Origin of the sequence: Bacillus sp. ISL-45 (assembly GCF_018613195.1) — a bacterium.
Classification (GTDB): Bacteria; Bacillota; Bacilli; order Bacillales; family Cytobacillaceae; genus Mesobacillus.
In genome coordinates this window covers 79,839-99,508 of sequence record NZ_JAGGQQ010000006.1, presented here as the reverse complement: position 1 = coordinate 99,508, position 19,670 = coordinate 79,839, and the positions used below count along the sequence as shown (strand labels likewise).

Sequence of the window (19,670 nt, the reverse complement as noted above, 5' to 3'; positions counted from 1 at the left end):
TTGATAACGGGTAAATCCCGGCCGGCCCTACTCGATTTGAGGCAAGCATCTCAAAAGTGCGCTTCATCATTCATATGCACCAGGCTTCCACCGTCCCTGGCTCGCTATAGCAAATATAGAATAATTACTCTCTTTTTCATCGATTTGATATTTTTACCATTATAAACAATCAAGAAGACATTTTGCAATCAATTTTTCACTGTCAAAAGCGAATCAAATTCTTGAATCGAACGTTTGTGTTCATCGTACTTTTCAATATAGTTGCCGCCGTTATAATCGCCAATCACTTTGCGCCAGAAGTTTCTGGCCGGCTCATTTTTCTGAACCTGGGTAATACTCCAGTTCCCAGGGAATAAGTCAAACAGCTTGACGGCCGCATCCGTCCCAAATCCTTTCCGGTAGAATTTCCTCATGATAAAAAATTCAAGGATGACATTGGGAACTCCACTTTCGACCATTGCAAAACCCGCCAGTTCCCCATCATGCATGATAAAAAAGGCATGTAAATCAGCTTCAGTCCAATATGGTTGTAAATCAAATGGAGCAAAGCTGCCATTCACTTCAAGCTTGATATCCTGAAAGACGGTAAATTCGTAAATATAAAATTGAACTAAATTTTGAAGAGTTGCTTCATCCTCTTCTTTAACACGCACTAAATCAATCACATGGATTCCCCTTTTTTTAAGGCTCTTTTCTCAAACTTTGTTGCTTTTGACTACAAAATAAAATTAAATGACCCATTTTTCTTCGCAAAATTGACTCCTTTGTAAGAAAAGAGCATGCCAACTTAATACCGACCTGCAAAATGGCCTTATAATACGTTAAAATCGGCTTTAGGATTTTAACAACAATCTTTACGAAAACAGCCTTTTTTAAAAGCTATGACTAAGAATTCGTGCATTTAACCGAAAATCCTTTTTATCATTAGGCTCTTTTCTCAAACATTGTTGCGATTGACTACAAAATAGGATTGAATGACCTGTTTTACTCCGCAAAGTTGAATCTATTGTTAGAAAAGAGCATCCATACTTAATACCGACCTGCAAAACGGCTTTACATTAAGTTAAAATCGGCTTTAGGATTTTAACAACAATCTTTACGAAAACAGCCTATCATTAAAATGATCTTAAAATCCCCCTGTTTATAAAGTAAAAATGAGCCCTCATCTAATTAGATAAGGACTCATTATACTAATATTCTTCTATTTGCCAAGTATGTGTGAACTGGATACAGCCCTTTAATGTTTGTGCGACTGGACATCCTCGTTCAAAAACATTCAATGCTCTTTCGGCAGCTTCTTTTTTTCCGGCAGGGACCTTCAATTCATAGTGACAGCTGATTTTCGTGATTTTTAGGACTCCTTCCGGTGCTTCAATTGTTCCTTGGACGTTTGCCTTGACCTTATCAGGTGAAGTAGGTATTTTACGCGCCTCCAGCGCGCCAGACAGGGTTCCTACCAGTCAGCCGCCTGCTGCAGAAACAATATGGTCTAGCGTTGACGGATATTCTACCTCTGGATTCACACCATAAAATTGCTTCACACCACCATGGACGCCAAAAATCAAAGGCTCACTAAAACCATCAATGTAAGCCTCCCTGATTTTATTAGGAGTATCCTTTTGGAACACTGTTATCTTCGTTAGCGCAATTGGCTCGGACAATTATACGATCCCTCCTCGATTTTCTAACTCCACCATATAAGAAACTGTGCAATTTTTCAAATAATAACCTAATTTTTTAAAATAGGCAGCCCGACTTTTTTAATCTATGATACAAGCTGATGCTCGTCCGATATTTTTTCATATGATGTTGTTGTAAGGTTCGGATCTTACCTATCTTCTTAAAGGAAGGAGGTGAAGAGATGTTAATCACTGCGATTGTTGTTCTTTTGCTGGCACTTGCTTTGGTCGTTGCAATTCTGTTGAACCAAGACGCACTTGCTGATGTCCTTTACACTTGCATCGGCGAAGTAATTGCTGCCGAAAACGGTGCTGCTTAATCTCTGAAAGATTTGTGACCTGAAGTTCCTTACAGTCTCCCTGGCTATACCGGTATTAGCCGGGGAGATCTTAATTTTAGATAGAAAGGGTGTATTTTATGAATGAGAATGATATCAAGCCGCATATTGACCGTTTAAAAAAAGATCCTTCATTGAATGAAATCCTTAATTTTACACAGGCGGTGCTTAAGAAATCATCAGAAAAACCGGACGAGGGAAAAGTAACAGATCATATTAAAGCAGATGGGAATAATCAATTGAATGCAGACACACTTGATACACTGGTGGCATCTGCTCAAAGCTTTTTAAATCCAGCTACTTTATCATTGCTTTCCAAAACCTTGAATCAATCAGAATTGAAAAAAGAAGATTCCAAAAGTTCCAGCTTAAAACTTAAGGTTGAACAGCTTTCTGCCGAAATGAACGAAGTTAGGGAGGAACTGAACCAAACCAAAACGCAGTTAGCAGAAAAAAACAAACGTTTAGAAGAACTTGAGGAGACTGTCCAATATCTTAAACGAAGGAGGAGACGGTGAATAAAAGTAGAGTCCTTCATTCAATGAAGAACTCTATTTTTGTGCGGGAAGAGCTTAATCTTTAAAAAGTCAGTGCCAAATAGATAGCAGTTCCCCACATAATCGCAGCGGATATCTTATTTAAGATATCGAGAAAACCATTTGACTTCCTTAACCTCCCCACTTGATGGCCAACAAAAGCAAGGGCGAAAAACCACATCCAGGAAGTTAAAATACAGGCCAGAGCAAAGGTGATTTTCGCAGGTCCCGAATATGTCAGTGAACTCGTTCCTATTACTCCGATTGTATCCATGATCGCATGTGGGTTTAGCAAAGAAACTGAAGCAGCAAAGGTTATTTGTTTTTTGGCGGAAAAGGCTTCCTGTTTTGCTGTAACTTCAGATGGCTTACTTCTCCAGGTTAAATAACCCATGTAGATTAAAAATAGTATCCCAGCTGTTAAAAGCAATGCAGTCAGCCAGGCAATCTGCAGAAGGATTACCGATATTCCTAAAACAGCCAAAGTGATCAAGAGTGTATCACTTATCGAAGCTGTAAGAATAACGGGCAATACTCTCCTATATTGTTTGTGTATCGATCCCTGGTTGAAGACAAACACATTTTGGACTCCTAACGGAAGGATCAGCCCGAAAGCAAGGATGAAACCATGAATTCCTGCTGCTAGCATAAGTCTTCTTCTCCTTCTGCCATCCACATGAATTTTTTTCAAGGCAGCCATCCACTGCCATGCCAATTTTATATAAACAGTTTACTTACAACAGAAAAGGACTTAGCCTTAAGTCCTTTTTCAATTAAACTTTAAATATTTTCTGTGAGATACTGAAAACAGCTATACTGATAATAAACGCAAAAATACCAGAGTGGATTTTATTTTCCCAAGTAATGGATATGATTGGAAAAGGTTAGGATTGTAGCGACAAAAAAGCTCGTTAAAGCACCTGAGGGAAATTTAATTTTTTTTTTCATTTTAACCCCTTTGATTTTAATAGACTCACATAATCTAATATTGCCAAATCTACCTGGTCGATGTGTACAGCGTCTTTAAGGTCCCAGAGTCTTATATCAGACATTTCTTCGTTTTGTTGGAAGGGGCGTAGAGAATCAGTTGTCGAATAGTATAAAGGATTGAACTTTTCGGCTCCGTTCAGAAGATTTTTCACCCTTGCCAGGCCAACAAATTTAAGATCAACGACGGATTGTCCTGTTTCTTCAAGAAGTTCTCTTCGAGCGCAACCTAAAGGTGTTTCACCTTTCTCCCTCTTTCCAGCCGGAACTTCCCATTGCTGCCTGAAGGAGTTGTATCCAATCAGGTATCTCCCCTTCACCTTGATAATGGCATACGATCCTGCCAGCGGCTGGTATTGCCACATATCCATTTCTTTTATTTCTAGAATTTCTATCAATTCAAAACCATTATTTTGTTTCGTGACCATGTAGTAATCGTCCTTGTTCGTCACGTACCCTCGCACCGAAATGGACATGCCAGTGCATATGCTTATTGCTCTGGTAGTTTCCAATGTTCGTAGAAAGCGTGCAGGCCCCATACTCCTTTTCTAGCTTAGAGGCAACCTGCTTTACTACCTGAAGAACATCACTCATTATCTCGGCTTCCTCATTGGATACTGATAAAAAAGATAAAATATGTTTTTTGGGAATGACAATAATATGTACCTCATAATATGGCCGAGTGTGATAAAACGCGAGAGTGTGCTCCGTTTCAAACACCTTTTCCACCTGGGTATTGCCGGATAATACCTCATCACAATAGAAATCTTCCCATCTTTGTTCAGCGATCATTTGAACACCTCTTTTCATTACCTTTCTCCACTCAGGGACAATGAGCTCAAGTTTCTTTTTTGAATAACGCAGCTATTAACGCTGAGTTTCCAAATTGTTTGGTCTCATGTTCCATATCACTCATTTTCCGGATTTCAACCGCTGTGAATTCGTGAAAAATCCTCGTAAGTTTTTCAGCAGTAAATCCTAAACCGCCTCGCATGCTTTTACCTCTATACACTTCCCAATCAGAAATAGCTGCTCCGCCCAGCTCACCCCCCTCGACAAAGCAGGTTAGCGCGAATAAACCACCAGGCTTTAAAGCTCTCTTAACCAACTCTATGTAATTCATCCTCCTGTGTGGCGGGATATGGTGGAAGCACCCTGAATCATAGACAAGATCATATGTACCTTCTTCAATTTCCATTTCAAAAATATTTCGTTGAATAAAATTCACTTGTACCTTTTGTTCTTTTTCCCTTTCTTTAGCCCATTCCAGTCCTTCTGATGATTGGTCGACTGCATCCACTTGAAAGCCATTCCTGGCCAGATAGATTGCATTTCTTCCGGGTCCACAGCCTAAGTCCAGCACTTTGCCCGCCACAAGTCTCTTCATTTCGATATATTCCACTAAATTCTCGTCGGGATGGTTTTCAAAAAAAGGTACTTTTCTTTCTCGGTCAGAGTAAAAATTATCCCAATTAAATTGACTTTCTTCTTTCAGAAGATGATCTAGCATTGTTAATAAATCCTCATAGCTATGTATTGTTTCTTTCATAACATACCTCCCCAATACTCTGTTATTTATCCTCTCACCGGTGAAATAAGGTGGAAGTGACGCTTGTTGCTATTTGGCTTGATCAATATCGGCCTCATCGACCCCGAGTAGTTCAACGTAACCTCTTCTTCCGTAAAAGCTTTTAGCGCATCGATTAAAAAGGTGCTGTTCAACGATAGCGATAATTCCTTATCACCATATAATTCAATGATTTGCTGTGTTTCTTCAATTTTTCCAAAGTCCGGGGAATAGGAGGTAATCTTAACGGTGCTTCCATTTATTAATTCCAATTTAACGTTGTTGTTCCTTGATTCCCGGTTAAATAAACTGGCGCGGTCGATTCCTTTTAAAAATTTGGATGTGTGGACTGTAATCATTGTCTTTGGATGTGCTGGGATGAGACTGTTAAGATTAGGATAATTTCCTTCAATTAATCTTGTGTACATTGCCAGATTAAGAGTTTTAAATACGAGATAATTCTCACTAACATATATAGTAATCAAGTCATTAGCACTGTTGAATAGTCTCATAAATTCTTTAACTGATGCTAGCGGTATCACATAGGAACCTTCGATATCAATTTCAACTTCGCTTTCTCTCATCGCTAATCTGTGGGAATTAGTGGCTGCACAGATGATTTTGTTTTCCTGTAAAGTGACCAGCAACCCGGTCAAAACTGGGCGGGTATCAATTGACGAAGCAGCAAACGCCGTTTGGCTTATCATTTCTTTTAAAAGAAGGCCAGGTATTTTGACACTCTTACCATGGACCAGTACTGGAGTGTTAGGATATGCCTCAACGTCGAAACTGCTCAACACTACAGAGATTTCCTCAGTCTTGATTGATAGTTTATGCAGATCAATTAACTCGACCGTCAGTTCTTCTGGCAGCTTTTTCACCAATTCAACTAAATATTTGGCAGGAACCACAACGCTTCCTGTTTCGTTAACAGTCAACTTCCCTCCAGCCCCGAACGGAATGGTTTTTTCAACAAAAAATAAATGATTGCTGACAATAAGAGTCAACCCTTCAGCATGAGCTGTCATTTTCATCCCATTCAAGATTTGCGGTTCTGCTTTAGCTGATATACTTCTGCTTAATTCAGATAATGCTTCATAAAAACTGTCTCTATCAATTTTAAATTTCATGACCTTTTTCCCTTCATTCCACCTTTATAGTTAATTCGACAAATCTTTGGAAAATCCTTGTAAAAACAGAAAAAAGCGACCTTCTTTTTAGAAGAATCGCTTAATGTAAAAATCTTTATTTTTCCAAAATAACCTGGATCACATGACCTACTCCGGTATGCAATTGACCTTCAACTCGTTCCTGTTCTCCGTAAAAGAAATGGATTATTTTAAACCCTTTCAGCCATTGTAAAAGGTCTGCTGGATCGTATAGCATATCTATTTTTTTTGGACCGCCTGTACCATATCTTACCTGGTCCTCGGAATACACTTCAAGCATCACTATGCCTCCAGGTTTAACAGCAGATACTAATTTATCAAATACTGTTTTTTGATCTTGCTTGGAAAAATGGCCAAAAACCATAATGGCTGCATCAAATTCCTCAACTGGGACCTGATCTTGGATTAAATCTTTTTGTTTTGTTGTGATATCGACTCCATAACGATCAGCCAGTGCTTCAGTTTTTTTTAAGCCATTCAGCGCATAATCATAGGCTGTAACTTCAAGACCTTGTCTGGCAAGGTAAACAGCATTCCTGCCTTCTCCTTCCGCGAAGCATACCACTTTTTTTCCCTTCTCCAGCCTGTTTGCCTGCTTTTTTATAAAAAGGTTCGGCTCTTCACCATAAACATATTGTTCAGAGCTAAAACGCTCATGCCATGAATTTTCCATACTCTCATTCCTTCCTTATTATTATACCCAATACCCTTTTTTTAGTATGATTAAAGAACATAAGGCTAACCTATTTTTTATTGGGTAAAAAAGATAAGGAGGTGGAATAAGTTGAAAGAATTAATGTCGATGGACGAGGTTAAAAGCTTGATTAGTGACAATGAGTTAAGCTTTATTTATGTATTAACCGACAGTTGAAGCGTCTGCCATGGTTTGCTTCCTCAGGTTGAGGAAGTGATGAAAGATTTCCCGAAAATTGAAACCGGTCTGGTCAATGCTGGAAAGGTCGAAGAAATTGCGGGTTTCCTGATGGCCTTCACCGTTCCCGTGCTCGTCCTTTATGCAGATGGGCGAGAGTATTTAAGGGAAGCCAGGTTTGTCCAGGTTGAAAAGCTAAGGGAAGACCTCAGCAAAATTTATGAAGGTTTTTTCGGTAAATGAGGAGGAGCTTGGGAAAAACCAAGCTCCTTTTCATTCTTCCAAGCCTAGGTAATCTTTATATATTAATTTTCCTTCTGTTGAATATGCAGAGATTTTAGTCGCAAAGCTTTGGGCATTTACACCATCAGATTGATGGTACCAGTATTTCCTGCTATTGCTTGTTATGATTTCGGCATTATACTCCCCATAGTTAACCTCTAGAATAATCTTCTCGATTTCCGGCTGGATATCATCCATTAAAATTGACTGCATTTACAACATGTATAAATTTCCATTTGGATTAAGGTATAAATACCTTTGTGTAAACCAAAATAATCAATGGGACCAACTTCCTTTCATAAGGAGAAATAACATGAATATAGAAACGATAAGGAGTGCAATCATGGGTATATTAAGCGGTAATCCTAAAGATGAACCAATGCATTATGGTGAGGTATACGGCACATGGAGCCATCTATCCGTCAATCACGGACTAATTGCAGCTTACCAGACGTTTATCAATCATATCGGTGATGAGGATCTGAAAAAGCTTGTTCAGGAAGCCATTGAAACAATGCAGGATGAAAACAAGCAGGTTGAGGAATTGCTTAAAGCAAATGGGATTGGCCTTCCTCCTGCGCTGCCGGAACGCCCGGTTGCCCACCTGGAAGATATCCCTCCAGGGGCAAGATTCAGTGATCCTGAAATTGCGGCAGCTGTTTCGAAGGATGTTGCAGAAGGCTTAGTCGCTGCCAGCACGATGATTGGTCAAGCCATCAGGGAGGACATTGCAGTAATGTATGGGCAGTTCCATATGGCCAAAGCGACATTCGGAGCTAAGATGCTCAAATTGAATAAAACTAAAGGTTGGCTAATACCTCCTCCATTGCGAGTTAAATCCACAGAGAGTTAAATAATATTTTGTAACTTTAACATGAGGAAAACAGCAGATCCCTGAGGATCTGCTGTTTAAGATTGAAAAAAATAATTGACCTTAAGTTGTCCGAAGTCTACTCAGGTACGGACAAAACTACGGCTGCTTTAATAGCATTTAGCAGCTGCCTCGAAAAGATGACTACAACTTGAAGACTATGTTTGCGGGAATGCTCTAAGGGCAACAACCAATGTTAAATCACCTGAATTATTTCTTCCATACCCTCTTGTTCTCGACTCGCCTGGTATATCCAAGTGCATCGAGACGCTCCAGGAAAGGAATCATATATTTCCTCGATAACTCCACTGCTTCCTTAGCCTGGGATACCTCAAACTCATCCCCTGTATGTTTTCTTAGTCTCTCAACTGCATCCGCAAAAAGAGCTCCGTACCAGGCATATTGATCATCAAGCAGGACAATCTCACCCTGGTCTTCTAGGAAGCGTTTCAACTCAACTGCTATGGAATCCGGGATTCCGGCATTTTTTATATAATCGTTCAGATAAGCAACTTTTAGGCCATCTGACTTTAGTTCGTTAAGCATATTCTCTGTACGCTTCTCCCAGTTTTTCGGGACATGGGGTACAAAGTTTGCCAGGTAAATATACTGTTCTTTCCTTCTAAATAACCCCTTGTTGATTCCATTATCGATAATGAATTCAAGCAGGGTTTTAGAAAAAGATTTTTGCAGTGATTGTAGCAATTCTGCTTTGTTTATCCCAGCTCTCATAGGGTTTTCCTGATGATAATCTTCCAGCCGGTCCTTGATATCTTCTTCAATGACTTCGACAACAGCTACAAGAGCGTATTCCTTATTCGAAATCTGGACGAATTGATCATCACTCAAATTGGCCAAAATCGATCCTTCATCAAGAGCAGTTCGCTTTATCAGTTCCTCGACAGATAAACTCTTCGCTTCATATAAAGCGGCGTTAATTCGTTCAATAGGAGTGCCTGCCTTCTTTTTCTCCAGCTCTTGAATCGTCTGCTGACCAAATCGATATTTATTTCCACGCGGATCAATTACCCATCCGCCGCCAATCGTTTCCTGCGGACTTGGCCTGCGGACGATGAACCGGTCTCCACGCTTCGTGACGATTTTTTCCTCAAGACGCAGCTGACAAAGGATTTCCCCATTGTCCTCTTTTAGTTCATTTCGGTCAAAAAAGACTATCCGGCCCATTACTTCAGCCGTGCCAATATGACACTTAATAGGCGTCCTTTGTTTTACCAAATGCTCAAGGTCCTCAACCACTCTGATTGCGACATCAATCGTATTCGTTACGATAAAATGTTCAGATGAAACAAGGACTTCACCACGTTCCAGATCATCTCTTGAAACACCGGACAGATTGATGGCTGCCCTCTGCCCTGCATATGCGGTTTTTGCCGGCTGATGATGGACTTGCAGCTGACGCGCTCTGACTTCAAGTCTGGATGGCAGGACTTTTAACAACTGCCCCTCTTCAACTGTCCCTTCGTAAACAGTCCCTCGGACAACGGTACCTTGTCCTTTGACCGTAAATACCTGGTCAATCGGCAGCCGGAATGCCCCCTTGGCATCACGCATATCCTGCTCTTTCAGCGTTTCTATAATCAATTCTTTTAATTCATGGATTCCTTTTTTAGATAGACTGTCAACCATCATAAAAGGGGCATTCTCAAATACTGTGCCTTCAAGTTCTCCAAGGATGTCGTCCTTCACAAGTTCAACGAATTCTTCTTCAACCCGGTCAATCTTGGTAATTGCAATAATACCTGAACGTATTCCCAGGAACCCTAGAATATCCAGGTGTTCCCTTGTTTGAGGCATGACACCTTCATCAGCTGCAACTACCAGTACTACAAGATCGATTCCAGCAACACCGGCAATCATCTGGCGGATGAAACGCTCATGTCCGGGCACATCCACGACGGAAATTTGAAGTTCCTCATCCTCATATAATGGCGCAAAGCCAAGCTCAATGGAAATTTGCCGTTCTTTTTCTTCTTTAAGGCGGTCGGTGTCCACGTTCGTCAGCGCTTTAGTCAGTGACGTTTTCCCGTGGTCAATATGTCCAGCCATCCCGATGGTAAAATACCTCTTGCTCAAATGCTGACACCTTCTTTTAATATGTATAAAATAACTCTAACTTTAAAATAACAATAGTTCAAGCAATGAAAATTTGAACAAATCGGGCTACTTGTTCAGCATTGCTCCAATTGCTCCGCTGAATTCCCCGTTTTGCAGAAAAAACGGATCGAGACCTGACATTTTACAATAAAAATCCAGGCTTTCCTGCAATGGCTTATTTCCTGCCAGCGTACTTCCTATGAAAATGACTTTTTTTGTCTCGTGATTAGCTGCTGTTTGTACAGTTAGGAGTGTTATGGTTTCTGCAACCATATTCAAAATTGAGGCCATTTTATCAGCCGAGGAGCTTGAGATGACTGCTTCTGACTTTGCGAAGTTGCTCGCAGTTAAATCGCCAGGAATCGGGGGTTCTTCTGGATGGTAAATATCCTTCACCAGCAGGTCCACGCTTCCTCTTTCTCCTGATGCAGACAAACTCACTAGACTTGGAAAATCACTACAATCGGCTAAAAGTTTTCCAAATCCCATAAAAGTACCACCGCCGACTCCGCTGCCAAAAACCCTCTCGTAATGTTCCCCTTCAATTTTAAACCATGAAGTGCCTGTACCTATATTTATAAGCAGGGACTTTTCGCCAATATTCAAGCCTTCTTTCATCATTAAATAATTCGCACCTTCACATGCTGCGGTAAATTCATCGACAATCTCTGCTTCAGGAAAAAAATCTTTTTTAATTTTACCTGCTCTCCCGCCTGTCAGGACGATTGTCTTGTTTGAGGAAATAATTTTCAACCATTCAAAAGCATCATCCATTTCACTGACCGACTGCTTTCGAAAATGCATTCTGCCCCTTTCTACATAAGCTATTTTTATTAAAGTTCCTCCAGCGTCTATGCCAATACTATGATTCATGAGGAATCTCCTTTCAGGAATATAACCCAAGGTTTATTTTACTTCCTATTGTAAGACTCCGGAAAACCTGAAATCAATGAAAAAGCGGCAGTTCCTTTTAAACTGCCGCTTCTAGCATTAGCTGTCTTGCCGCTCATTAGCTATAAAACAAAAACGGGTTGACCAGCAGATCGTGCTAATTGCGAGTACTATGCCAGTATTATGGGTTGTAATGATAATAAACTGGCAGGAGACCTGTAACAATTTAGCCGCTAACACTCCTGTCGGCCCTTGGAGTACTTTTTATTCAGCCTTGATCGGAACGACTTTTCCGTCCTCAATCGCTGCAACAATCAGTTCGCCTTCAAATCCGCCGTTCGGGTCAATCTTTGGAATGACATATACTTTCTTGTCTTCTGGCAGATTATCCAGGCCATCCTGCATATGCGCCATGATTTTTTCAGGGTCGTCTACAGAGCCTGCCGCTTTTATCGCTTCCGCAAAAACATACATCGCGATATAATTCAAGCCAGCTTCTGAACCGGGGTCCTCATTATACTTGGCACGATAATTCTTCACGAATTCTGGAATACCTGGACTGTCAGAATCAACAAGCGGCATAACTCCAATTGCTCCATTAAGGACATCGTAGCTGCCGGTAACCTTCTTCATTTCATCGAACTTTGCCTGGTCCATGACAATGAATCCGCCTTTGAAGCCAAGTTCTCTCGCTTGTTTGGCAACTTTTGCAGTTGGCTCGGACGGTCCGCCAATAAATAATACATCAGGCTTCTCCTTCAGTGCATTTGTAATGATCGTGAAGAAATCAGTATCCTTCGCGAAGTCGATCGAAGAGTTATACACGACTTTACCGCCCGCCTTTTCCCAGTGAGGCTGCAGCTTTTCTGCCCAATCCTTCCCGTATTGTGAAGCAGTCGGAAGGAAGGCGATTTTCTTGCCGAATTTCTCCATTGTATAATTTGTAAATGGCTCAAGATAGCCATCATAACGAGGAGGTATTCTGACCGTTAATTTATTGCCGCCTTCTGTTACCTTAGGTTCACTTGTATAGGCGCCAATGATGAATTTTTCCTGCTGGTTAAACACCTGCATTGCAGCTACTCCGCCACTGTGCGGTGTGAAAATAATTGGCGTTTTGTTCTCCTGCATCAGTCTCTTGGCATTCGCTCCAGCTTCATTTGGCAAATATTTGTCATCCAGGGAGACGACATTGAATTTATATTTCTTTCCATTTACTTCGACTCCGCCAGCATTGTTAATTTCCTCGGCTGCCATTTTTACGCCATTCAATGTACGTTCTCCGTAAAAGGCTGCAGGTCCGCTTAACGGTCCTGTATATCCAATATTAATCGTTCCTTCTCCTGATTGAGCTTCAGCATCTGTTCCTCCTGTATCTGTTTTTTTCGAGTTGTTGCAAGCGGCAAGGCTGAAAATCAAAGCAAACATCACACTTAAGACTAATAACAGTTTAGACTTCTTCATTTGCTTTCCCCCTTAATTTGTTTTCTTAATATTCAGAAACATCGTCATAAACCGCTTCGCAACCACCTCCCTATAGACAGAAGTTGTATTAAGCACCTATATAAGCTTTCTTAATCTCATCATTTGCGAACAGCTCCTCTGAAGTACCCTCCAGCACAATAGCCCCATTTTCAAAAACATATCCTTTATCGGCAATTTTCAACGCAGCATTGGCATTTTGTTCCGCAAGCAGAATCGTGGTGCCCTCCCGATTGATGGTCTTAATTACATCAAACATCTGTTCAACAATCAACGGAGCGAGTCCGATCGAAGGTTCGTCGAGAAGCATCAGCTTCGGTTTTGCCATGAGTGCTCTGCCAATCGCAAGCATTTGCTGCTGTCCCCCACTAAGTGAACCAGCCATATCATCCTGCTTCTCTTCTAAAATAGGGAAAAGTTCAAATACGTGTTTCATCGACTGCTTTATCCCTTTCTTGTGCTTTCTATGGACATAGGCTCCCATCTTCAAATTCTCCTCTACTGTCATTGAAGGGAACAGTTTGCGTCCTTCTGCACACTGGACAATGCCTGACTGGACAATTTTATCAGGAGAGCGTTTGTTAAGGATTTCGCCTTCATATTCGACACTTCCAGTAGATGGTTTGTGCAGCCCGCTGATCGTCTTGAAAATAGTGCTTTTCCCTGCCCCGTTTGCCCCTAATAAAACAACGATTTGACCAGGATGAACCTCAAGTTGAACATGATGGACAGCTGTGAAACTTCCGTATTTTACTGAAACATCCTGCAGTTTAAGCACTGGCGCTCCCTCCCAGGTAAGCCTTGATGACAGCGGGATCATTCCTGATTTCGTCCGCTGTACCCTCAGCGATTTTCTCTCCGTAGTTGAGAACCATGATTTTATCTGCCAGCTTCATGATCATTTGCATTTTGTGCTCAATAAGACAGACAGTAATCCCGATATCAACCATTTTCTTCATTAATTGAGCCAGCCCCTCGGTTTCATCAGGGTTGACGCCGGCCGCAGGCTCATCAAGAAAAACAATCTCTGGTTCTGTCGCGAGGGCCAGCGCAAAGGCCGTCCGCTTTTTCTCTTCCTGAGTCAAGCTGCCAACCAATTTCCCGGCAACCTTTTCCAGACCGGTAAAACGAATCACTTCAAGAGCTTTTTCACGGCATTGTTCTTCTTCTCTTTTCAACCTCTTTGATCTAAAAACCGCATCCAGCAAATTTGATTTTGTTCTTAACCTGTGACCGACGATTACATTGTCAAGTACAGTGGACTGTTCAAACAGATTGGTTGTTTGAAAGGTGCGCGCGATTCCCAATTCAGCTATTTTATTAGGAGGCATATTGGTGATATCCAGACCTTTCAGCATAATGCTGCCTGAACTCGGAGGGTGGAAGCCGCTGATTAAATTAAAAAAAGTAGACTTTCCGGCACCATTAGGTCCGATGATGGCATTGATTTTACCCTTTTCAATTGAAAAATCAACATTATTAACTGCTGTTAACCCGCCAAATTTCTTTGTTAGACTCTTAGTTTCAAGGAACATCCTTATCCCTCCTTCACCTGATTTTCTGCAGCAATTGTGCTTTGTGAAAACCGTTCGTCCAGCTGAGCTTGTGCAAGCTTTTTCTCAGCACGTTTTGCATTCCATCCAGCAATCGAACCTGCAATACCTCGGGGGTAAAAGATCACCAGCAGTGTAAGAATTGGCCCAAAAATAAGCATGCGGTAATCCTGGAGAAATTGCAGCTGCTGTGATATCCAGACGACCAAAACAGTCCCCACGATGGGACCTGAAAGCGTGCCGATTCCGCCAATCAACAGGTAGGTCAGCAAATCAAATGTGATGACGATATTGCCGATATCAGGGCCGATGAAGCGGATGAATGAAGCATAGAGTGCTCCTGATAATCCTGCAAAAAAAGTTGAGAGTACGAATGCTTCAAGTTTATTTTTCATAGTGGATATACCGATGGTTTGCGCCAGATCCTCACTATTGCGTATTGCAATGTAAGTCCTTCCTGTAAGGGAATGCACAATTCGGTAAACAATCAGGATGACAACAAGCAGGATGACGAGGACAAGGTAATATTGTGATAAGGGTGTTTCAAAGGAAATCGGTCCGATATTTGACGGTGCCGGAATCCCAATAAGTCCTCGGACGCCCTCTGTTAAGCTGTCCCACTTATCAATGACAAGGTAAAGGATATACCCTACACAAAGCGTATAAATGGCAAAGAAGTGCTCTTTTGTCCTTAGTGCAATCAATCCAACCAAAAATCCAAGAATGCTGGTGATGATCAGGGCGAGAACAAAAGCCAGCCAGAAATTCATCTCCGCTTTTACTGTCAAAAGTCCCAGGGAATACGCACCAACAGCAAAAAAACCAGCATGTGCCAATGATAGATACCCTGTATATCCGGCCAATAGATTAAGGCCGTAGACACCAATCATCCAGATGAAAGAGAGAGTCATAATATGGATGAAATAGTCATTTTGCGTCACAAATGGAAAAACGACGGCAAAAACCACAAGGGCCAGAAAGATATTCCGTTTATTGATAATCTTCACCACTAGTGTCCCCCCTTTGCAAAGAGACCTGTTGGTTTTACTGATAGAATGATCACCAGCAGGATGAACGCGATAATATCTTTATAATCATTTGATATATACGTTGCACCCAGGCTTTCGCTGAAACCTAGAATGTAACCGCCGATGATGGCTCCTGGAATGCTGCCCATACCGCCAAGAATGATGATAACAAATGCTTTTAAGATGACGAGCTGTCCCATGCCGGGAAAAACCAGATTGATAGGCGCAGCCAGAGAGCTGGCAATCGCCGCAAGCCCTCCGGATATCAGAAACGTCAGCATCGCGACCCGGTTGGTATTAATGCCCACAAGGTTAGCTCCGTCACGGTCCTGTGACATGGCGATGATGGATGCCCCTGTATACGTCTTTTTCAGGAAAAGATTAAGCAGAACCATCACAGCTATCGCCGCAATGATGATGAGCAGTCTTTGCATAGTAAAGGTCAAACCGAATAACTGGATGACCTGGCCATAGGGAGTTGGCATTGTTTGATAGTCCGCTCCCCAGACATACTGAGCAAAAGCTTCCAGAAACAACAGAATTCCAATTGCCGCAATTTTGTCGTGTATCGGCGGTGCGTGCCGTAATGGGTAAAAAACCAATCGTTCCATCAGCACGCCAATAAGTCCGACAACAATGACAGAAACAAGGATTGCCAGCCAATAATGAAGGCCATACTGGACCATCATCATCAATGTGATATAACCACCCATCATATACAGGGCACCGTGGGCGAAATTCGGGATATGAAGGATACCGTAAACTAGAGTCAGCCCAAGGGCCACCAGTGCATAAACACTTCCTATGGTAAGCCCATTGAATAGCTGTTGAACCAAAATCTCCATCAAGATCCTCCTTAAAATTTGATAGCTGCCTTGGACGGGTTTTTTTACCTGACCTGCTTTTCAGCCTTTTCCCGTTCTTCTTCCTGTAATTTACGCCATAATATCTTGCCGCTGCTTGTCATTGGGAACTGTGACCGGAACTCGACCTCACGCGGATATTTGTACGCCGCCATATGCTGTTTGGACCATTCAATTATTTCATCTTCACTTACTGCACCATCGTACCCCTCATTTAGTATGACGAAGGCCTTCACGGATTCCCCTCTTCTTGGATCTGGGATACCAACAACCACCGCCTGCTGTATCGCCGGATGTTTGTAAAGATACGATTCCACTTCAGTTGGCCATACCTTATAACCGGAGGCATTGATCATCCTTTTGACGCGGTCGACCATGAAGTAGTATCCTTCTTCATCGAAGCGGCCTATGTCCCCTGTCCTGAAAAACTTTTTGCCGTCTATGTCTAGAAATGAATTCCTGTTCTCATCTTCCCTGTTGTAATAGCCAACCATTACCTGAGGGCCATTCACAACAATTTCACCAATCTCTCCTGCCCCAAGTTCTTTTCCGGTTGACGGTTCAATGACTCTTGCATCGACATCAAAAGACGGGATTCCAAGGCATTGCATCTTAGGCCTGTCAGGCGGGTTGAAGTGGGTTTGGGCTATTGTTTCTGAAAGTCCGTAGCCTTCCACAAACCTCAGGCCTGTAAGTTTGTACAGTTTTTCTCCAACAGCCTCAGGGAGCGCTGCACCGCCGCCTGATATCGAGGTTAACGTTGCGATATCCTCTTTTTTTAGTTTAGGATTTGCAAGGAAGTCGACGATCATTGTTGCAATTGCCACCCAGTGCGTGCATCCCTGCGATTGAATCAATTCAACTGCTGCCTCGCGGTTCCATCTTGTCATCAGCACCATTGTGCTGCCTGAATAGATCGGCATATGCATGCTGTGGACCATTCCGGTAACATGGAACAATGGCAGAGTGGTTAAATGAACAGAACTTGTGGTAGAACTAGACCAGTGATATGCGCCGATTGTATTCGCCTGCACAGTTCGGTTCGTATGCATACAGCCTTTTGGCAGCCCGGTTGTCCCGGAAGTATAAGGCAGCACAACAAGGTCATCTGCCCCGGTCGTATGCTTTCCAGGTTCATAATGTGCCTCGATGGCTTCCTTCCAATGGAAATGTCCCGACTGGCCGTAAGTTTTTCTTGCTGCCTCTGCCTCCGGGGGCACTGTTCCGTTGAAACTATCCCCTTTATAATCAGAATAAGCCGCAACCACCACATTATTTAATGGAGTTGTTCCTACGAGCGGCTCGACCTTGTCATAAAGCTCCTGGCCGACGAGTGCGGATTTGATGCCGCAATCCTTGATATAAAAGCTCAGCTCTTCTGCAGTAAGCATGGGATTGATGGGCACAACAACTGCATCGGCTCTTGAAATAGCATAGAATCCGATCACAAATTGCGGGGAGTTCTGCATGAATAACAGGACTCTTTCCCCTTTTGCAACTCCCAGCTTCTGCTGAAGGAAGCCTGCAAGGGCGTTGACTTCCTCATTGAGCTCCTTATAGGAAATTGCATTGCCATAATAGTAGATCGCACTCTGATCAGGATATCTCGCTGCACTGACTTTTAAATTTTCATAGAGTGATGTTTCTGGCAATTTCAGAGATTTAGAGATTTTCGGCCAATGCTCAAAATGAAGATTAGGCATCATTCATTCCTCCTTTTTTTACTCAACTGGTTTAAGGGATTTTCTGTTCTTAAAGGCTTCTGCTGCATCTTTGATTGATTTCTTGCCGTCTGGCAGAAATTCAGTCATTCCGAGGAAACCATGGAGCATTCCTGGAACGCACACATATTCTGTTTCTACTCCGGCATTTTTCAGTTTCATGGCAAAGTGTTCACCGCCATCGCATAAAGGGTCAAGCTCTGCTGTCATAATAAAAGCTGGCGGAAGTTTTTCAGTTACATCATCAGGAATCAGCAAAGGTGCGGCAAGAGGGTTTTGTGTATCGGCTGGTGTGTTCAGGTATTGTTCACGGAACCAGTTCATTGTGGACTTTGTTAAATAATAGCCTTCGCCGTATTTTTCATAAGATGGCGTATATTCAAAGCCTGTAGATGGGTAAAACAGCATTTGGTAAGCAATCGACGGTGTCTGCCTTTCTACTGAAAGAAAGCTGACAGCAACTGCAAGATTTCCTCCTGCACTATCACCTGCGACTGCGATAAAGTTTTCATCGATATTCAGCTCTTCAGCGTTATCAAACACCCATTTAGCAGCTAGATATGAATCTTCAACTGCTACTGGAAATTTGCTTTCAGGTTGCAAGACTGTAATCCACAGAAACGACTATACATTCAGCTTCATTTGATAAGGTGTGGCAGAGGGCATCATGTGTTTCAATGTTGCCGATCACCCAGCCGCCTCCATGGTAGTAAACAATGGCTGGCAGCTTCGACTCTCCAGTTTCCGCAGGGTTGTAGATCCTGATCTTTATTTCTCCGTTAAATCCAGTAATCTTCCGGTCTTCTGTTTTTGCCTGTTTTTCAGCTCTGCTCATTTGTTTAGCAGATTGTGAAAATCCCTTTCTGGCTTCCTCCAATGGCAGCTGTTCAAGTGGCGGAACAGGGTTGTTGGCGAATGCTTCGAGAAGCGCTTTTACTTCAGGTTTTAATTGCATATACTCTCCTCCCCTTTATGTAAACGCTATCATTTTATACCGCGATGATCCGTTTTTTATCTATAAGCATAGGAACCTTTTTAAATATATTTTGCTGGGAAACGAATTCAAGCTCCTTTTCAAACCCATGTTTGCTCAGCATCCGTCCAACTCGGGAAGCTTTTAAAATATCATCACTATTTTGATTGTGCCCATGGTAGAAACTGTACGCAGCATAGGCTGAATCAGTTAGAAAGAACTCGCCGCCGAATTGCTTGATGAGGGCGTCAATAAAGCAGCCCGCTCCCTGGAAATCTTCTACATTAAATTCATTGGAAGAACCTGAGCAGACAATTACGATCGTCTCACCCTGATATCTTTTTATAATATGGTTGGCAACTGCCTTGCAGTTCAACAGGGACGCAGCATATACTGCGTTGGCTTCTGCAGAATTCTTGAGCGCGACCGTCCCATTGGTGGTAGATAGTATGACAGATTTCCCGTCAATTTTTTCTTTCAATTCCAGAGGATTTGGAGAAAGGAACCCGTCGATCGTTTTTCCTTGGTATTCACCAACGAGAACGAAACTGTCTTTATCCCTGCCGGCAGCTTCCTGTTCAGCAGCCTTTCCATCCAGGACTGGGATTACTTCTTTCGCGCCGAACTGAAGTGCTGACGCGATAGTAGATGTTGCCAGCAGTACATCGAAAACAACAGCGATTTTGTTGTCAGCCATTTTCTGTTTATCGATGTCCTCTTTTTTTAGCAAAAGGTGGACCTTCA

Annotated in this window: 25 protein-coding genes and 1 other annotated feature (1 of these 26 only partly in view); of the genes, 4 read left to right on the top strand and 21 right to left on the bottom strand. The window is 42.2% G+C overall.

Annotated features, from left to right (window positions below):
- Positions 1-149: a binding site (T-box leader), on the bottom strand; it reaches 65 nt to the left of the window's first position.
- A gap of 39 nt (positions 150-188) precedes the next feature.
- The 3 genes from J7E35_RS23225 to J7E35_RS08685 form a co-directional block, all read right to left on the bottom strand.
- Positions 189-665: a GNAT family N-acetyltransferase gene (locus tag J7E35_RS23225; protein ID WP_214778908.1), complete on the bottom strand. Its 477-nt coding sequence runs from the start codon at positions 663-665 to the stop codon at positions 189-191.
- 525 nt (positions 666-1,190) lie between these two features.
- The gene (locus J7E35_RS23670; protein WP_353050001.1) at positions 1,191-1,448 is read right to left on the bottom strand and encodes an OsmC family protein; all 258 of its coding nucleotides are present in this window, start codon (positions 1,446-1,448) and stop codon (positions 1,191-1,193) included.
- A 12-nt stretch (positions 1,449-1,460) separates the two neighbouring features.
- Positions 1,461-1,661: a hypothetical protein gene (locus J7E35_RS08685; RefSeq protein WP_214778906.1), complete on the bottom strand. Its 201-nt coding sequence runs from the start codon at positions 1,659-1,661 to the stop codon at positions 1,461-1,463.
- 200 nt (positions 1,662-1,861) lie between these two features.
- Between J7E35_RS08685 and J7E35_RS08680 the strand changes: the two genes are divergently transcribed.
- Together J7E35_RS08680 and J7E35_RS08675 are read left to right on the top strand one after the other, a co-directional pair.
- Positions 1,862-1,999 (top strand): hypothetical protein, encoded by a 138-nt coding sequence (locus J7E35_RS08680; RefSeq protein WP_214778904.1) that lies wholly within the window; start codon positions 1,862-1,864, stop codon positions 1,997-1,999.
- 98 nt (positions 2,000-2,097) lie between these two features.
- Positions 2,098-2,535, top strand: coding sequence for a hypothetical protein (locus tag J7E35_RS08675; RefSeq protein WP_214778902.1), 438 nt, complete (start codon positions 2,098-2,100; stop codon positions 2,533-2,535).
- Between the two features lie 61 nt (positions 2,536-2,596).
- Here the strand turns inward: J7E35_RS08675 and J7E35_RS08670 are convergent, their stop codons facing one another.
- The 6 genes from J7E35_RS08670 to J7E35_RS08645 all read right to left on the bottom strand — a co-directional run bounded on the left by J7E35_RS08670 (position 2,597) and on the right by J7E35_RS08645 (position 6,949).
- Positions 2,597-3,202 (bottom strand): LysE/ArgO family amino acid transporter, encoded by a 606-nt coding sequence (locus tag J7E35_RS08670; protein ID WP_214779344.1) that lies wholly within the window; start codon positions 3,200-3,202, stop codon positions 2,597-2,599.
- Between the two features lie 295 nt (positions 3,203-3,497).
- A complete protein-coding gene (locus J7E35_RS08665) occupies positions 3,498-3,968 on the bottom strand; it encodes an NUDIX hydrolase (RefSeq protein ID WP_214778901.1) in 471 nt (156 codons plus the stop codon).
- Complete coding sequence (locus J7E35_RS08660; protein ID WP_251009560.1) at positions 3,949-4,350, bottom strand: HIT family protein; 402 nt, start codon at positions 4,348-4,350, stop codon at positions 3,949-3,951. Before J7E35_RS08660 ends, J7E35_RS08665 begins: the two co-directional genes overlap by 20 nt.
- Positions 4,351-4,378: 28 nt before the next feature.
- Complete coding sequence (locus J7E35_RS08655; protein ID WP_214778900.1) at positions 4,379-5,089, bottom strand: class I SAM-dependent methyltransferase; 711 nt, start codon at positions 5,087-5,089, stop codon at positions 4,379-4,381.
- Positions 5,090-5,115: 26 nt separating this feature from the next.
- Positions 5,116-6,237: a DNA polymerase III subunit beta gene (gene dnaN / locus J7E35_RS08650; protein WP_214778899.1), complete on the bottom strand. Its 1,122-nt coding sequence runs from the start codon at positions 6,235-6,237 to the stop codon at positions 5,116-5,118.
- 115 nt (positions 6,238-6,352) lie between these two features.
- On the bottom strand, positions 6,353-6,949 hold the full coding sequence (locus tag J7E35_RS08645; protein WP_214778898.1) for a class I SAM-dependent methyltransferase: 597 nt from the start codon (positions 6,947-6,949) through the stop codon (positions 6,353-6,355).
- Between the two features lie 237 nt (positions 6,950-7,186).
- Here J7E35_RS08645 and J7E35_RS08640 point away from each other — a divergent pair, with 237 nt between their 5' ends.
- Entirely contained in the window at positions 7,187-7,390 is a 204-nt protein-coding gene (locus J7E35_RS08640; RefSeq protein ID WP_214779339.1) for a YbbN family protein, read from the top strand.
- Between the two features lie 30 nt (positions 7,391-7,420).
- Here J7E35_RS08640 and J7E35_RS08635 read toward each other — a convergent pair whose 3' ends face one another.
- The gene (locus J7E35_RS08635; RefSeq protein WP_214778897.1) at positions 7,421-7,642 is read right to left on the bottom strand and encodes a hypothetical protein; all 222 of its coding nucleotides are present in this window, start codon (positions 7,640-7,642) and stop codon (positions 7,421-7,423) included.
- A gap of 130 nt (positions 7,643-7,772) precedes the next feature.
- Here J7E35_RS08635 and J7E35_RS08630 point away from each other — a divergent pair, with 130 nt between their 5' ends.
- Positions 7,773-8,282: a DUF3231 family protein gene (locus tag J7E35_RS08630; protein WP_214779337.1), complete on the top strand. Its 510-nt coding sequence runs from the start codon at positions 7,773-7,775 to the stop codon at positions 8,280-8,282.
- 228 nt (positions 8,283-8,510) lie between these two features.
- Here the strand turns inward: J7E35_RS08630 and selB are convergent, their stop codons facing one another.
- The 11 genes from selB to J7E35_RS08575 form a co-directional block, all read right to left on the bottom strand.
- Positions 8,511-10,394 (bottom strand): selenocysteine-specific translation elongation factor, encoded by a 1,884-nt coding sequence (selB, locus tag J7E35_RS08625; RefSeq protein ID WP_214778896.1) that lies wholly within the window; start codon positions 10,392-10,394, stop codon positions 8,511-8,513.
- A gap of 87 nt (positions 10,395-10,481) precedes the next feature.
- Positions 10,482-11,288 carry a type II pantothenate kinase gene (gene coaW, locus J7E35_RS08620; RefSeq protein WP_214778894.1) on the bottom strand — a complete coding sequence of 269 codons (807 nt, stop codon included), beginning with the start codon at positions 11,286-11,288 and terminating at the stop codon, positions 10,482-10,484.
- A 282-nt stretch (positions 11,289-11,570) separates the two neighbouring features.
- Positions 11,571-12,770 carry an ABC transporter substrate-binding protein gene (locus J7E35_RS08615; protein ID WP_214778892.1) on the bottom strand — a complete coding sequence of 400 codons (1,200 nt, stop codon included), beginning with the start codon at positions 12,768-12,770 and terminating at the stop codon, positions 11,571-11,573.
- An 88-nt stretch (positions 12,771-12,858) separates the two neighbouring features.
- Positions 12,859-13,608: an ABC transporter ATP-binding protein gene (locus J7E35_RS08610; RefSeq protein WP_251040847.1), complete on the bottom strand. Its 750-nt coding sequence runs from the start codon at positions 13,606-13,608 to the stop codon at positions 12,859-12,861.
- Entirely contained in the window at positions 13,559-14,323 is a 765-nt protein-coding gene (locus J7E35_RS08605) for an ABC transporter ATP-binding protein (RefSeq protein WP_214778887.1), read from the bottom strand. The genes J7E35_RS08610 and J7E35_RS08605 overlap by 50 nt, the downstream gene beginning before the upstream one ends.
- 2 nt (positions 14,324-14,325) lie before the next feature.
- The gene (locus J7E35_RS08600; RefSeq protein ID WP_214778885.1) at positions 14,326-15,351 is read right to left on the bottom strand and encodes a branched-chain amino acid ABC transporter permease; all 1,026 of its coding nucleotides are present in this window, start codon (positions 15,349-15,351) and stop codon (positions 14,326-14,328) included.
- On the bottom strand, positions 15,351-16,214 hold the full coding sequence (locus J7E35_RS08595) for a branched-chain amino acid ABC transporter permease (RefSeq protein WP_214778883.1): 864 nt from the start codon (positions 16,212-16,214) through the stop codon (positions 15,351-15,353). The genes J7E35_RS08600 and J7E35_RS08595 overlap by 1 nt, the downstream gene beginning before the upstream one ends.
- A 44-nt stretch (positions 16,215-16,258) precedes the next feature.
- Positions 16,259-17,935, bottom strand: a complete 1,677-nt coding sequence (locus J7E35_RS08590; protein WP_214779336.1) for a long-chain fatty acid--CoA ligase — start codon at positions 17,933-17,935, stop codon at positions 16,259-16,261.
- An 18-nt stretch (positions 17,936-17,953) separates the two neighbouring features.
- A complete protein-coding gene (locus tag J7E35_RS08585) occupies positions 17,954-18,556 on the bottom strand; it encodes an alpha/beta hydrolase (RefSeq protein WP_214778882.1) in 603 nt (200 codons plus the stop codon).
- Positions 18,546-18,908 carry an alpha/beta hydrolase gene (locus J7E35_RS08580; RefSeq protein WP_214778880.1) on the bottom strand — a complete coding sequence of 121 codons (363 nt, stop codon included), beginning with the start codon at positions 18,906-18,908 and terminating at the stop codon, positions 18,546-18,548. Before J7E35_RS08580 ends, J7E35_RS08585 begins: the two co-directional genes overlap by 11 nt.
- Positions 18,909-18,942: 34 nt before the next feature.
- Positions 18,943-19,656: a 2-phosphosulfolactate phosphatase gene (locus J7E35_RS08575; RefSeq protein WP_251009558.1), complete on the bottom strand. Its 714-nt coding sequence runs from the start codon at positions 19,654-19,656 to the stop codon at positions 18,943-18,945.
- Positions 19,657-19,670: the final 14 nt, after the last annotated feature.

Bases quoted from the DNA above. Each gene is read 5' to 3' on its own strand.
- J7E35_RS08680 (WP_214778904.1), top strand. From the start codon at position 1,862: ATGTTAATCACTGCGATTGTTGTTCTTTTGCTGGCACTTGCTTTGGTC.
- J7E35_RS08675 (WP_214778902.1), top strand. From the start codon at position 2,098: ATGAATGAGAATGATATCAAGCCGCATATTGACCGTTTAAAAAAAGAT.
- J7E35_RS08670 (WP_214779344.1), bottom strand. From the start codon at position 3,202: ATGCTAGCAGCAGGAATTCATGGTTTCATCCTTGCTTTCGGGCTGATC.
- J7E35_RS08665 (WP_214778901.1), bottom strand. From the start codon at position 3,968: ATGGTCACGAAACAAAATAATGGTTTTGAATTGATAGAAATTCTAGAA.
- J7E35_RS08660 (WP_251009560.1), bottom strand. From the start codon at position 4,350: ATGAAAAGAGGTGTTCAAATGATCGCTGAACAAAGATGGGAAGATTTC.
- J7E35_RS08655 (WP_214778900.1), bottom strand. From the start codon at position 5,089: ATGAAAGAAACAATACATAGCTATGAGGATTTATTAACAATGCTAGAT.
- dnaN (WP_214778899.1), bottom strand. From the start codon at position 6,237: ATGAAATTTAAAATTGATAGAGACAGTTTTTATGAAGCATTATCTGAA.
- J7E35_RS08645 (WP_214778898.1), bottom strand. From the start codon at position 6,949: ATGGAAAATTCATGGCATGAGCGTTTTAGCTCTGAACAATATGTTTAT.
- J7E35_RS08640 (WP_214779339.1), top strand. From the start codon at position 7,187: ATGAAAGATTTCCCGAAAATTGAAACCGGTCTGGTCAATGCTGGAAAG.
- J7E35_RS08635 (WP_214778897.1), bottom strand. From the start codon at position 7,642: ATGCAGTCAATTTTAATGGATGATATCCAGCCGGAAATCGAGAAGATT.
- J7E35_RS08630 (WP_214779337.1), top strand. From the start codon at position 7,773: ATGGGTATATTAAGCGGTAATCCTAAAGATGAACCAATGCATTATGGT.
- coaW (WP_214778894.1), bottom strand. From the start codon at position 11,288: ATGAATCATAGTATTGGCATAGACGCTGGAGGAACTTTAATAAAAATA.
- J7E35_RS08615 (WP_214778892.1), bottom strand. From the start codon at position 12,770: ATGAAGAAGTCTAAACTGTTATTAGTCTTAAGTGTGATGTTTGCTTTG.
- J7E35_RS08610 (WP_251040847.1), bottom strand. From the start codon at position 13,608: ATGATCCCGCTGTCATCAAGGCTTACCTGGGAGGGAGCGCCAGTGCTT.
- J7E35_RS08605 (WP_214778887.1), bottom strand. From the start codon at position 14,323: ATGTTCCTTGAAACTAAGAGTCTAACAAAGAAATTTGGCGGGTTAACA.
- J7E35_RS08595 (WP_214778883.1), bottom strand. From the start codon at position 16,214: ATGGAGATTTTGGTTCAACAGCTATTCAATGGGCTTACCATAGGAAGT.
- J7E35_RS08590 (WP_214779336.1), bottom strand. From the start codon at position 17,935: ATGCCTAATCTTCATTTTGAGCATTGGCCGAAAATCTCTAAATCTCTG.
- J7E35_RS08580 (WP_214778880.1), bottom strand. From the start codon at position 18,908: ATGCAATTAAAACCTGAAGTAAAAGCGCTTCTCGAAGCATTCGCCAAC.